Genomic DNA, 12,935 nt, shown 5'->3' on the forward strand with positions numbered 1-12,935 from the left:
GAAAAACCCGCAATGATTTTAAAAGGACTATCTCTGCATTTGGAGGTAGTGCTTATTTTTGTTGCACAAAATTTTAGAACCTATTTGTCCATCGAACCGTTCTTAAATGAAAAAATGCATATTCCAAAAAACTTAATAGAATGGATGAATTGAATGTCCTCTTTAATGAAAGGTACAGCGATTTTAACAATTGGAATGTTTTTATCCAAAGTCCTTGGATTAATCTATGTCTTTCCATTTTATGCGATCGTTGGAAGTGATAACGTCATTCTTTACCAATATGCATATATTCCTTATACCATCATGCTGTCACTGGCCATTTCCGGTGCACCTGTAGCGGTATCGAAGTTTGTATCGAAGTATAATTCCATGGGGGATTATGCGGCTGGAAGGAGATTGTTAAAATCAGGGCTCCTTACGATGCTGATCACAGGATTTTTGACCTTTTTACTCTTAAACTTGCTGGCGACACCGATCGCGGAAATCGTGATCCGAAGCAAAGATCAAGCCTTTTCCGTTGAACAGGTGGCTTCCGTCATTCGCTGGGTCAGCTATGCGCTGATTGTCGTTCCGTTTATGAGTTTATGGAGAGGTTTCTTCCAGGGGTACGGAATCATGGAACCTACCGCGTACTCCCAACTCGTGGAACAAATTGTGCGAATCGTCTTCCTGCTTGGCGCCTCCTTTACCGTGATGATCCTTTTAAAGGGCAGTGCCGAAACGGCGATTGCATTATCGGTATTCGCCGCCTTTATTGGAGCGGTTGGCGGGCTTCTCGTACTATATTATTTTTGGAAAAAATACCGCCCGCAAATGAATGAATTGCGAAGCCAAAGTAAAGGAAACTCTGACATCAAGTTGAGGGAAATCTATTGGGAAGTGATACAATATTCAATCCCGATGATTTTCGTCGGCATTGCGAATCCCTTGTTCCAACTGGTCGATATGTTGACTTTTAATAATGCCATGAAGAATATTGGCATGTCGGAAGTCTCAGACTTATATTTGAGCATGGTCAACTTTACGACCCACAAAGTGGTCATTATACCTGTCATGCTGGCAACCAGCTTATCTTTGGCCCTTGTTCCAACAATCACGAAATATTTTAACAACGGTGAATTTCAATCATTGAAAGAGGCGATGGATAAGTCGTATCAAATTTTATTTTTCATTACATTGCCTGCCGCGATTGGAATTACGTTATTGTCCCATGAAATTTATTTCCTTTTGTATGAGGAAAGTGAGATGGGGGCGAAGGTGCTCGCCCATTATGCGCCTGTAGCCGTTTTATTCGCATTATTCCAGGTAACGGCAGCGCTTCTTCAAGGAATCGATTATCAAAAATGGATTGTATTCAGTTTGTTGACAGGAATTCTTGTCAAGTTGATGCTCAATACACCGCTCATTGAAGCGATGCAGGCGAATGGTGCGATCCTTTCGACGGCGATCGGATATACGGTTTCAATCGTGATCAATCTCTTGGTTTTAAAGAAAGTGTTGAATTACAAATCGAAAATGGTGGTAAGACGCATTTTGCTGATCGTTATTTTGACGGCCATCATGTCCGCCGCCGTGTTGCTTGTCCATAAAGGACTTCTATTGTTGATCGGACCGGTGGAAAGCAAATTTTCCAGCCTGATTGTTGCATTGATTTGTGTTGGAGTCGGCGTATATGTATATGCCTTGATAAGTTTCAAAATCGGCCTTGCCCAAAAATTATTAGGAGGACGGATTTCCCGGATTGCAGGGAAATTCGGATTAAAGTAGGTGTCGTTGATTAAATGCGTTTAGATAAGCTACTCGCCAATTCGGGATACGGTTCCCGAAAAGAGGTAAAACAGTTGTTAAAAAAAGAACAGGTGACCGTGGACGGAAAAGTGGTGAAAGACCCGTCCATGCATGTCGACCCGGAGCGGCAGGAAATCCATGTATTCGGGGAAAGATTGGATTACAAAGAATTTATTTATATCATGCTGAATAAACCAAAAGGGGTCATTTCGGCAACGGAGGATCTGCGGGAAAGGACGGTCATTGATTTATTGAGTCCCCTCCTGAGACATTATCATCCTTTTCCTGTCGGCCGACTGGATAAAGATACCGTGGGGCTGTTGCTTTTAACGAACGACGGTGATCTGGCCCATCAACTGTTGTCACCCAAAAAACATGTCCCGAAAACTTACTATGCGAAGATTGATGGCAAAGTGACCGAAGAAGACGTAAAGGCCTTTGCAAGAGGAATCGTTCTGGATGATGGCACGATGACAAAGCCGGGAGAATTGAAGATCATTAAATACGGAGATACGTCAGAAATTGAATTGACGATTTATGAAGGAAAATTCCATCAAGTAAAGAGGATGTTCGAAGCGGTAAACAAAAAGGTGGTTTTTCTGAAACGGTTATCGATGGCAAACCTGGTGTTGGATCCAACATTAAAGTATGGAGAATATCGGGAGTTGTCCGATGAAGAATTGAAGGCATTGAAAGAATATGGTTCCAAAAAAGAGTGACCTCGTCATAAGGTCACTCGTTCACATTCTATATGCAAAGTCGGCATATGGTATTCAATCTATCTCTATGATGATAACTTCACTTTCTTCTTCGTCGTTGTCCATTTGCCTCTACTTGGGCTTTCCACCAAGTTGTTAAAGGCTAACACATTCAAATCTCTTTGAATGGTGCGAGGAGTGATGTTGAATTCTTCAACCAAATCCTGTGTAGTGACTGTACCATTCTCAAGAATGTACAAATACACGTCTTTAATGCGTGTCAGCATTCTGTCTGTCGCGGGTTTCATTTAAATGAACCACTCCTTCATCTTGATTCACATGGCAAAGACTAGCGGACGACTAACTATGAATGAGAGGTCTAAATTTCTGCCCTAGACATCCCCTTTATCAGAATTTTTTGTCAAAAAATTCTTTTGACAGACTCATTATAGCAATAAACTATTAATTTTTCCACAATTCTAAATGATAAAATTTCTGTTTATTATATAGGATACGTTCCCATAATGTCAACTATACATTTATATTTTTCAATTTTCTTTAAAGAAGATTGAATTGAAATTGCATGAAGAGGTGAAAAACATGAATTTTTTAGCTATGGCGGAAGAGAGAAAGAATGAATTGATTCAAGGGTTGAAACAACTGATTCAAATTGAAAGTGTATTGGACGAAGAGAACGCAAGGGAAGATGCCCCTTTTGGAGAAGGTCCGAAGAAAGCGCTGGAGTGGATGCTTTCGACAGCATCGAAGGATGGATTTCAAGTGAAAAATGTGGATCATTATGCCGGTCATATCGAAATGGGGGAAGGGGAAGACATCCTTGGCATCCTTTGTCATGTGGATGTGGTGCCTGCGGGAGGAAATTGGACATATCCTCCTTTTGAAGGAACAGTGAAGGACGGAAAGTTATATGGCCGCGGTGCCATTGATGATAAAGGGCCGACGATGGCTGCCTATCTTGCGATGAAAATGGTCAGAGATGCAGGCATTCCTCTTTCAAAACGGGTGCGCATGATCATCGGCACCGATGAAGAATCCGGCTTCCGATGCGTGGAACATTACTTTCAAAAAGAAGAAATGCCTGGCATCGGGTTCGCTCCGGATGCGGATTTTCCGCTGATCAATGCGGAAAAGGGGATTGCATTGCTTGAATTTTCCCAAACAAGCCCATTGTCCCAGGATGAACAGCTCCTTTCATTTAAAGCGGGAAACCGGAACAATATGGTTCCGGATTTTGCAGAAGCGGTATTAAAAAATGTTCCCTCCGGATTTGAGGAAAAGTTCCATCAATATTTTAGACAGTACGATGAAGAAGTGGCTTTCAATCGGGAGGGAGATAGGGTTATAATATCCGTAACAGGAAAATCTGCCCATGCAATGGAACCGGAAAAGGGAAAAAACGCGGCAGTCATCCTTGCCCAATTTTTGAATCTCCTCTTAACAACGGAGGCAAGCAAAGCGTTCGTTTCCTTTCTGGACGATGTTTTTAGCGATGTATATGGGAAAGCCCTAGGTCTTGATTATGCTGATGAAATGTCAGGACCAACGACATTGAATGCGGGAATTGTTACTTTCGATTTGGAAAACGGAGGAAACATCATTGTCAGCATGCGATACTCCGTGACCTATCCGTATGAAGAAAAAATGCGGATGGCCCAGGAGAATTTGGCGAAATATCCTTTTGCTTTAAATGTCGTGTCGAACTCGGAGCCCCATTACATTCCGGAAGACGATGAATTGATCCAAACATTGTTGAATGTTTATCGCCGTTATACAAATGATGACACAAAACCGTTATCAACCGGTGGAGGCACTTATGCCAGAGCGTTGAAAAAAGGGGTGGCATTCGGCAGTTTATTTCCTGGAGAACCAGATGTGGCTCATCAAAAAGATGAGTATGTTGTCATCGACAACTTGGTCAAAGCTGCTGCAATCTATGCAGAGGCCATTGTTGAATTAGCATGCAAAAAATGAAGGAAGTGGGAAAATGGGATTTACGTTGTGGAATGACAAAATAGTGAAAGACGAGGAAGTTATCATTGATAAAGAAGACCGAGGCTATCAGTTCGGTGACGGTGTCTATGAAGTTGTGAAAGTATACAACGGCGAAATGTTTACAGTAAACGAGCATATCGATCGGTTCTATTCTTCGGCAGAGAAGATCCGAATTTCGATACCATATACGAAAGAGCAGCTTCATCAATTATTGAAAGAATTAGTGGAAAAAAATGAATTGGGAACAGGACATATTTATTTTCAAATCACCCGGGGCGTTTCTCCGAGAACGCACCAATTTCCTGAAGGTAATGTAAAACCTGTTTTAATTGCATATACAAGAGAAAATCCTCGGCCATTGGAAAATCTCGAAAAAGGTGTAAAAGCGACTTTTGTGGAAGATATCCGCTGGCTGCGTTGCGATATAAAAACATTGAACTTGCTTGGAGCTGTACTGGCTAAACAAGAAGCCCATGAAAAAGGATGTTATGAGGCGATCTTGCACCGCAATAATACGGTGACAGAAGGTTCTTCCACTAATGTTTTTGGCGTAAAAGATGGGATTTTGTATACGCACCCTGCCAACAACCTTATTTTGAAAGGCATTACGCGGGATGTGGTAATCGCTTGTGCGGAAGAGATCAACATGACGGTAAAGGAAATTCCTTTTACAACGTATGAAGCGTTGAAAATGGATGAATTATTCGTTACAAGTACAACTTCAGAGATTACTCCGGTGATTGAAATAGACGGAAAGCCGATCAACGGAGGAAACGTGGGAGAATGGACCCGCAAATTGCAAAAACAATTTGAAACGAAGATTTCCAGTGCACTCCATATTTAATTGTGATTGCTGGATAGGATAAATTCTTTCTATTAAAAGTATCCTCTTCAAAAAAGAGGGTACTTTTTTGCTTGTGGAATGCTTTATCAAACCCGAATCTTCTCAAGGATGAGGAATTTTTTTATTTTTCAAAGATAACGGTCACTATGAATTTTTTGGACTGTCATGTAAAATGGATTGAAGAGAGTTAGTAGGAGAGTGTTTTCATTGGCTCAACTAATAAAACTGCAAGACTATATTTCAAGATATCAGATTGATATAACAAGATATCCTACCCAATACGTCCGTTTAAAAAGAACGCAGTGGGAAAAAGTGAAGCAGCAGTGGCTTACCGGGGAAGAACCGATCATTTGGAAGCATATCGAGGAAGAGGAAGAACAACCGAAACGCTTCTCCTTTATAAAAAAATGGCTGCACAAGAAACGGATGGAGGAAGAAGAGGATATCGAGTCCGTTGATGTATCCCATGAAGCGATGGAGGATCGGGAGGAGCATTTTGAAGCGGAATCCACTTTGTCCTTTGAGCCAAATATTGTTTATCAACCGGATAACCTCGAAGATTTAAAACGGATGTTTCTTGACCAGTTTTTCCATTTTCAATTAAAGTGGGCCAGTTCAACGTTATTGGAAAAATCTTATATCGATCCGCGCTTTTATCGGGACGGTTTTTTAAGAACGGTTCTCCAACGATTGCCGGATAATTATCTGGTATTTTATTATCCGATTATTAAAATAAAAAAGGCGCCTGTAGAGTTGGACGTCATCATTTTAACGCCGACCGAGTGTTTATGCATCACATTGGTGGAGCAGGAAGAGGATGCCGTGTATATTGGTGATGGCGACCGGTTTTGGACGAAAAAGATCGGAAAGAGAAATGAAAAAATATTGAATCCGATCATCCAACTCAATCGGATGGATGCCATTGTATCCCAGCTATTCAAAAATCATCAGGCGGATTTTCCGATTCGGAAAATCTTGTTGTCACGGACCGGTTATTTTGCGCAATCCATGTCTTTATTCAACGTGCAACTTGTCGATAAGCGCGGATATACCGAGTGGCTGCAACAGCTGAAATATTCACCGTCTCCTATTAAAAAGAAACAGATTGAGGCGGCTCAAGCCATTTTAAGCAATGTGGATACAACTTCCTATAGCCGGGCCATTTGGCAAGCTTCCAATCAGGAACCGGAAAGGGAAGATAACATCCGTCAATAAGACATGAAGGATAGGGAAAAGACTTCCCAAAAGAGGCTTATTACATAATTTAATCCTGATCTTATCAACAAATCCTGGATAATATAAAATAAGAAAACATCATAGAAAGTAGGGTATTGTCGTGAGAATGCGAAATAAACCTTGGGCTCGGGAATTTATTCAGCAACATCCCGAGGTGGTCATTCCAAATCCTGAAGATTATAAAGGGAAGTGGAGTGAGATTTTCGGAAATGATCATCCATTACATATCGAAGTGGGTTCAGGAAAAGGGCAATTTATCGTGGGTATGGCCCAAGCCAATCCGGATATCAACTATATTGGAATCGAATTATATGACAAAGTCATCGTAAAAGCATTGGAAAAAGCGTTGGAAGCGGGTTCGCCTCCAAACTTGCGCTTATTGAAAGTCAATGCTGAAGAGTTGGAGAAATTTTTCCAAAAAAATGATGTCCACCGTATCTATTTGAATTTTTCGGATCCTTGGCCAAAAAAACGCCATGCAAAGCGCAGATTAACCCACGAAAAATTTCTGAGCATTTATGAATCGATATTGGTGGATGAAGGCGAAATCCATTTTAAAACGGATAATCGCGGGCTATTTGAATTTTCATTGGTCTCCATGTCCCAATATGGCATGGTCTTAAAAGACGTATCTTTGGACTTGCATGCCAATGAACCGGAAGATAATATACGGACAGAATACGAAGAAAAGTTTTCGTCATTGGGGCAGCCGATTTACCGATTGGAATCGAAATTTGTGAAAAAATAAGGGGTTCAGTTGTTGAAACGTTCCATTGTCCAACAATGGCAGCTGTTTCAATCAATTGATATAGATATTTTAATTTTCATCAGGGGGGAGAAATGATGGACAAACTGCAATTTCATGATATGACGCTGACATGGCTGGATGGGGGCGTTACATCGCTGGATGGGGGTGCAATGTTTGGAGTGGTTCCAAAACCTTTATGGTCCAGGAAGTATCCTTCAAACGAGAAAAATCAAATCGAATTATCCTGTGAACCCATTCTCATTCAATATAATGGAAAAAATTATATGATTGACAGCGGAATTGGAAATAAATTAAATGAAAAGCAAATCCGCAACTATGGTGTGACCGAGTTGTCCAATATTGAGGAGAGCTTACAAAAATTAGGTTTGACAGTTGAAGATATTGATGGAATTTTGATGACCCATATGCACTTCGATCATGCCAGCGGATTGACAAAATATGAAGGTGAACAATTGGTTTCCACTTTCCCAAAAGCCAAAATTTACGTTTCCCAAATTGAATGGGATGAAATGCGCAATCCGAATATCCGTTCAAAAGCCACTTACTGGGTGGAAAATTGGGAGCCGATTCAAGATCAAGTGGTGACATTCAACGACTTTATCGAAATTGCTCCTGGGATTGAAATGATTCATACGGGCGGCCATAGTGACGGACATGCCATTGTGAAATTGAAACAAAAGGGCGAAACCCTCATTCATATGGCCGACATTATGCCAACCCATGCCCATCAAAATCCGTTATGGGTGATGGCTTATGATGATTACCCAATGACAAGCATCTTCGCAAAAGAGAAGATTTTAAAAGAAGCCTATACGGGCGGATATAAATTCATCTTCTATCACGATGCGTACTACCGCATGGTTCAGTGGGATGAAACGGGAAAAGAAATCATTGATTCCATGAAGCGCGGGAAAGAAGCGAAAATCCAATTCCAGACAAATAACTAAAAAAGATGGGATATTTCCCATCTTTTTTTATCAAGCTTTCTTCAATTCAACGATGACCCCTGAACGGGCATCGGCTGCAAATTCAAAGTTTTCCACTTCGCCCTCGACAACCCTTGAAATGCCGCCCCGATAAACCGGGATTGTCATAATTCCGTTATGGAAATTTTCAGGTTTCATATAAATCCATGAACCATCAATAGGGCTCTCTTTTCGAAATTCCTCTTTAATATTTTCCAAAATTTGATTTGGATTCATATAAGGCTGAATTCGTTCTGATGCTTCTTTTATGATGACCGCCGCAGCTAATCCAGTTGTTACTCCCAACATAAAATCACGTAAATTCATTTTCCAATTCCCTCCTCAGATACCATTGTACCATTAAATTTCTATTTGGGCCTTCTCAAAGCAGGATGAAACATTTTCCCGATTATATACTCATTTCTATAAAATAGTTTCAATTTCCTTTTTGTTTCCTTAAGTAAAAGATTAAATCTTTTTGCCCAGAATGAAAAAGCGGTTTGCAGTTCCAATGTTTTCCCGTGATTGTGCTAAAATAAAACAAGTATAACAAGAAGGAGTGTTCCATAGTGAATGAAGAAACTTTGCAATTATTTAAAACATTGACGGAACTCCCGGGAGCGCCTGGAAACGAGCATCAGGTGCGTGCGTTTATGCGCAAAGAACTGGAAAAATATGCGGATGAAATCGTGCAAGACAATTTGGGCGGAATCTTCGGATTGCGCAAGTCGGAAGAAACAAATGCGCCAAAAATCCTGGTGGCGGGCCATATGGATGAAGTGGGATTCATGGTCACTGGCATTACCGACAATGGCATGATCCGCTTTCAAACGTTGGGCGGATGGAATGCTCAAGTGTTGCTTGCTCAGCGGGTGAAAATTTATGCAAAAGAACGGGAAATCCCGGGTGTCATTGCATCGACGCCGCCGCATTTATTGACGGAAGAACAGCGGAAGAAGCCGGTCGATGTAAAAGATATGTTGATCGATGTCGGTGCGGACAATAAAGAAGATGCAATCAATATGGGCATTCGGCCTGGACAATCCATCATTCCCGTTTGTCCATTTACGGTGATGGCGAATCCGAAAAAAATTATGGCCAAGGCTTGGGATAACCGTTATGGTTGCGGACTTGCCATCGAACTTTTAAAAGAATTGAACGATGAAAAAGTGGTGAATCACCTTTATTCCGGCGCAAATGTCATGGAGGAAGTCGGTCTGCGCGGTGCCCAAGTATCCGCTCATATGATCCAACCGGATTTGTTCTTTGCATTGGATGCTTCTGCCGCCAATGATGTCACTGGCGATCGGAACGAATTTGGACAATTGGGGAAAGGGGTATTGTTGCGCATCTATGACCCAACGATGGTCACACATCGCTCATTGAGGGATTTCATTTTGGATACGGCAGAATCCAATCATATCCCTTACCAATACTTCGTTTCAAAAGGTGGAACGGATGCGGGAAGAGTTCATACGATGAACGGCGGCATACCAAGTGCGGTCATTGGCATATGTTCCCGCTATATCCATACATCCGCTTCCATCATCCATGTAGATGATTATTTGGCGGCAAAAGAGTTGCTTGTCAAGTTAATCCGATCTTTGGACCGGACAACGGTTGATACCATTCTCCAAAATCCGTAAGAGGTTTATATGAAGAAAAAATTACATTTCGTCGTTTCTTCGGGAAACGGCGATTTATTCTGTTACACAGATGTAATGAGAATGTAATGAAAATCTGCGAAAATTGGGAACATAATGATAGTAAAGTGAAATGAGGGAACAACATGAAAGTGGCAATCGGAACACTCAATCGTGCAAAGGCTTTAGCGGTGCAAAATGTAATCAATACATACTTTGACGATGTTGAATTTTTGGAAGTGGACGTCCCTTCAAACGTTTCAAATCAACCATTCTCTGACGAAGAAACGAGACAAGGTGCCATCAATCGTGCATTGAATGCGCTGGAAGCAACCGGGGCGGATTTGAATTTTGGCCTTGAAGGCGGAGTTCGGGAAATGGAAGGCATCATGTATTGCTGCAATTGGGGGGCGCTGGCATTAAAAAATGGCCAAGTGTTGACTGCGGCAGGAGCGCTGTTTATGTTACCGGAGGAAATTGCGGAGAAACTTAGGGACGGTAAAGAATTAGGGCCGGTCATGGATGAATATGCCAATGAAAAAGGTACCCGCCATCATAAAGGCGCCATCGGCATACTGACGGCAAACCTCATCAGCCGAACAGAAATGTTTGAACATATTGTGAAAATTTTGGTCGGACAGTACCTTTTTGCAAAAGAAAATAGGTAGTGACGACGCTTTCTGCTTTTTGTCTATTCATCTACTAATAGAATTTAAGATTGCGCTCGTATCGATATCCTACTAAAATATAGTTTGGTAAAGGATGTGAAAAAGAAATGAAGAAATGGTTATTATTAACCATTAGCGCCATGTTGTTGCTTGTGTTATCCGGATGTGGAAAGTCCGTGGAAGAGCAAATCAATATAGGGGTTGCTAGTGCACAAACCGTGTTTGAGGAATCTCCAAGGGAGCCGAATAAGAAAATTGGCCAAATCGATCTCTATCTACCATCAGGCTATAGCATCAAAGAAACCGATGACGTTAACAATTACGTTCTATCCAAAGGAAAAGACAAATATATTCTATTCGTAAATGTAAATGAAGAAGAAGATAGCAAACTTCATTATGAATTATTAAAAAACAGCATGTCCGACAAAATTGTAAAGGAACAACCCGTTGAATTGGACGGCGCTTTTGGATTTACAATGGTGCTCAATCATGGCGATGAACAATTTGAACTGATTGCCAGCAGCGGCGGAGTAAAAGTTTCTACCATCTCGAACGACCGGAAAATGGATGATAAGCTGGTAGAGATGATGATGATTGCCCGCTCTGTCGAAGTGGAGCGCTGAGAGGTTCATTTAATCGACTAGCAATCATTACTTCTGATACAATAGAAGCATGAAAATAAGACGGTTCACGTTGGGTGAGCCGTTTATTTGTGCATATAAGGAAGTGATGATTGTGAAGCCTGAACAGCTCGTCGAACTATTAAAAGAACGATTGGGTACGGAAAAATTTGATTTCTCATACAATCGCAAAGATGACAAATTGCGATTAGATCATAAAACACTGAAAAAAGGAATGGAAATCCATCTTCCGGGAATACTGGCGAAATACAATGAAAGACAGGAAAAAGCGTTGGAAGATGTGATATATACGATTGAACAGACCTTTGATGCGATGGAGAAGGAACGGAATGAAGACATCTTCAGCCTGACAAACATCTATCCGGTGATCCGTTCCACCTCTTTTCCATTGAAATCGAAAGAAGGGCACCCTTTTGTCGTTTCCGATCATACGGCAGAAACACGCATTTATTATGCGTTGGATTTAGGAACGACTTACAGGTTGATAGATGAATCCATGCTTCCGAAGTTAAATGCCACTGCCGATCAAATACGGGAAGTTGCCCGTTTTTCCGTGAAGAAGTTGCCGACGGATGTGAAGAAAGATGAAGTGGCAGGCAATATTTTTTATTTTGTCAATGAAAATGACGGTTATGATGCAAGCAGACTTTTGAATGAAGCCTTTATAAAAGAAATGAGAGAAAGAATTGAAGGAGATATGGCCATCTCCGTTCCCCATCAAGATGTGCTGATTATTGGAGATATCCGAAATGAAACCGGCTATGATGTGCTGGCTCAAATGACCATGCATTTCTTTTCCATCGGGCGTGTTCCCATTACATCATTATCCTTTGTATATGAAAATGGAGAATTGACGCCGATATTTATTCTGGCAAAAAATCGATGAAAAGGAGACGAAGAAGCAGAATGATTGCGGCATACAATAAAGAACATGTGGGAGATGTACTATTAGTTCAACTGACGACGGAAGATGTCATCGCACCGAAAGTGGAGCGTGTGGGAGATGTCGCTTTAATAAAAGAAAAAACAACGGGCGAAGTAAAAGGATTCAATTTGTTCAATGCGAGTAATTATGTTGAACTGAATGTAAACGGCAATGTGGAAGTGACTGAGGAACTCGTTCAGAAAATCCGGTCCGCATTAAAGGAAAACCATGTGGAATTGGCCATTGAAGTGGACTTTTCACCGAAATTTGTTGTCGGATACGTGGAAGAAAAAGAAAAACATCCGAATGCGGACAAATTAAGTGTATGCAAAGTCAATGTCGGCGATGAAGTGCTGCAAATTGTTTGCGGAGCGCCGAATGTGGAAGCGGGGCAAAAGGTCGTTGTTGCAAAAATAGGCGCGGTGATGCCATCCGGAATGGTCATCAAGCCTTCCCAACTTCGAGGCGTGGATTCTTACGGCATGATTTGTTCTGCGAGAGAATTGGCCATTCCGAACGCACCACAAGAAAAAGGCATTTTAGTGTTGGATGATGATGCCGAGGTCGGTTCCGCTTTTCAAATTCCTTCCAAATGATGAAAAATGGGGTTAGGACGTGGATGTCCTAGCCTTTTTTAATGGAATGTTATTGGAATGTAAAGATTTTGCAACACAACTTATGTTATTCTTTTAGGGCAATTAATATTCTGATGCATGAATCAGGTGGGAAATACATATATGAAAGA

General features: G+C 41.3%; 14 protein-coding genes. 12 read left to right on the forward strand and 2 right to left on the reverse strand.

Annotated elements, in window-relative coordinates:
* Positions 1–153 precede the first annotated feature (153 nt).
* Together NSS77_RS11705 and NSS77_RS11710 are read left to right on the forward strand one after the other, a co-directional pair.
* Positions 154–1,767: a polysaccharide biosynthesis protein gene (locus NSS77_RS11705; protein WP_342468885.1), complete on the forward strand. Its 1,614-nt coding sequence runs from the start codon at positions 154–156 to the stop codon at positions 1,765–1,767.
* 14 nt (positions 1,768–1,781) lie between these two features.
* Positions 1,782–2,507 carry a pseudouridine synthase gene (locus tag NSS77_RS11710; protein WP_342468886.1) on the forward strand — a complete coding sequence of 242 codons (726 nt, stop codon included), beginning with the start codon at positions 1,782–1,784 and terminating at the stop codon, positions 2,505–2,507.
* Between the two features lie 65 nt (positions 2,508–2,572).
* Here NSS77_RS11710 and NSS77_RS11715 read toward each other — a convergent pair whose 3' ends face one another.
* Complete coding sequence (locus tag NSS77_RS11715) at positions 2,573–2,794, reverse strand: DeoR family transcriptional regulator (RefSeq protein ID WP_342468887.1); 222 nt, start codon at positions 2,792–2,794, stop codon at positions 2,573–2,575.
* A 292-nt stretch (positions 2,795–3,086) separates the two neighbouring features.
* Here NSS77_RS11715 and pepV point away from each other — a divergent pair, with 292 nt between their 5' ends.
* The 5 genes from pepV (at position 3,087) to NSS77_RS11740 (ending at position 8,295) form a co-directional block, all read left to right on the forward strand.
* Complete coding sequence (gene pepV / locus NSS77_RS11720; protein WP_342468888.1) at positions 3,087–4,478, forward strand: dipeptidase PepV; 1,392 nt, start codon at positions 3,087–3,089, stop codon at positions 4,476–4,478.
* Between the two features lie 13 nt (positions 4,479–4,491).
* Positions 4,492–5,343 (forward strand): D-amino-acid transaminase, encoded by an 852-nt coding sequence (dat, locus tag NSS77_RS11725; protein ID WP_342468889.1) that lies wholly within the window; start codon positions 4,492–4,494, stop codon positions 5,341–5,343.
* Between the two features lie 207 nt (positions 5,344–5,550).
* Positions 5,551–6,558 (forward strand): nuclease-related domain-containing protein, encoded by a 1,008-nt coding sequence (locus NSS77_RS11730; protein ID WP_342468890.1) that lies wholly within the window; start codon positions 5,551–5,553, stop codon positions 6,556–6,558.
* A 121-nt stretch (positions 6,559–6,679) separates the two neighbouring features.
* The gene (gene trmB, locus NSS77_RS11735; protein WP_342468891.1) at positions 6,680–7,327 is read left to right on the forward strand and encodes a tRNA (guanosine(46)-N7)-methyltransferase TrmB; all 648 of its coding nucleotides are present in this window, start codon (positions 6,680–6,682) and stop codon (positions 7,325–7,327) included.
* A 95-nt stretch (positions 7,328–7,422) separates the two neighbouring features.
* Positions 7,423–8,295, forward strand: coding sequence for an MBL fold metallo-hydrolase (locus NSS77_RS11740; RefSeq protein ID WP_342471267.1), 873 nt, complete (start codon positions 7,423–7,425; stop codon positions 8,293–8,295).
* A 30-nt stretch (positions 8,296–8,325) separates the two neighbouring features.
* Here NSS77_RS11740 and NSS77_RS11745 read toward each other — a convergent pair whose 3' ends face one another.
* On the reverse strand, positions 8,326–8,640 hold the full coding sequence (locus NSS77_RS11745) for a hypothetical protein (protein ID WP_342468892.1): 315 nt from the start codon (positions 8,638–8,640) through the stop codon (positions 8,326–8,328).
* A 242-nt stretch (positions 8,641–8,882) separates the two neighbouring features.
* On the opposite strand from NSS77_RS11745, the gene NSS77_RS11750 reads away from it, so the two are divergent.
* The 5 genes from NSS77_RS11750 (at position 8,883) to ytpR (ending at position 12,786) form a co-directional block, all read left to right on the forward strand.
* Entirely contained in the window at positions 8,883–9,959 is a 1,077-nt protein-coding gene (locus NSS77_RS11750) for a M42 family metallopeptidase (RefSeq protein WP_342468893.1), read from the forward strand.
* Between the two features lie 143 nt (positions 9,960–10,102).
* Positions 10,103–10,624, forward strand: coding sequence for a DUF84 family protein (locus NSS77_RS11755; protein WP_342468894.1), 522 nt, complete (start codon positions 10,103–10,105; stop codon positions 10,622–10,624).
* 107 nt (positions 10,625–10,731) lie between these two features.
* The gene (locus tag NSS77_RS11760; protein ID WP_342468895.1) at positions 10,732–11,247 is read left to right on the forward strand and encodes a hypothetical protein; all 516 of its coding nucleotides are present in this window, start codon (positions 10,732–10,734) and stop codon (positions 11,245–11,247) included.
* Positions 11,248–11,359: 112 nt separating this feature from the next.
* Entirely contained in the window at positions 11,360–12,151 is a 792-nt protein-coding gene (locus NSS77_RS11765; RefSeq protein WP_342471268.1) for a DUF1444 domain-containing protein, read from the forward strand.
* Positions 12,152–12,171: 20 nt separating this feature from the next.
* A complete protein-coding gene (gene ytpR, locus NSS77_RS11770) occupies positions 12,172–12,786 on the forward strand; it encodes a YtpR family tRNA-binding protein (RefSeq protein WP_342468896.1) in 615 nt (204 codons plus the stop codon).
* Positions 12,787–12,935 lie beyond the last annotated feature (149 nt).

It is taken from the genome of Ureibacillus sp. FSL K6-3587, assembly GCF_038593165.1.
Taxonomy (GTDB): Bacteria; Bacillota; Bacilli; order Bacillales_A; family Planococcaceae; genus Ureibacillus; species Ureibacillus suwonensis.

Bases quoted from the DNA above. Each gene is read 5' to 3' on its own strand.
- NSS77_RS11705 (WP_342468885.1), top strand. From the start codon at position 154: ATGTCCTCTTTAATGAAAGGTACAGCGATTTTAACAATTGGAATGTTT.
- NSS77_RS11710 (WP_342468886.1), top strand. From the start codon at position 1,782: ATGCGTTTAGATAAGCTACTCGCCAATTCGGGATACGGTTCCCGAAAA.
- NSS77_RS11715 (WP_342468887.1), bottom strand. From the start codon at position 2,794: ATGAAACCCGCGACAGACAGAATGCTGACACGCATTAAAGACGTGTAT.
- pepV (WP_342468888.1), top strand. From the start codon at position 3,087: ATGAATTTTTTAGCTATGGCGGAAGAGAGAAAGAATGAATTGATTCAA.
- dat (WP_342468889.1), top strand. From the start codon at position 4,492: ATGGGATTTACGTTGTGGAATGACAAAATAGTGAAAGACGAGGAAGTT.
- NSS77_RS11740 (WP_342471267.1), top strand. From the start codon at position 7,423: ATGGACAAACTGCAATTTCATGATATGACGCTGACATGGCTGGATGGG.
- NSS77_RS11745 (WP_342468892.1), bottom strand. From the start codon at position 8,640: ATGAATTTACGTGATTTTATGTTGGGAGTAACAACTGGATTAGCTGCG.
- NSS77_RS11755 (WP_342468894.1), top strand. From the start codon at position 10,103: ATGAAAGTGGCAATCGGAACACTCAATCGTGCAAAGGCTTTAGCGGTG.
- NSS77_RS11760 (WP_342468895.1), top strand. From the start codon at position 10,732: ATGAAGAAATGGTTATTATTAACCATTAGCGCCATGTTGTTGCTTGTG.
- ytpR (WP_342468896.1), top strand. From the start codon at position 12,172: ATGATTGCGGCATACAATAAAGAACATGTGGGAGATGTACTATTAGTT.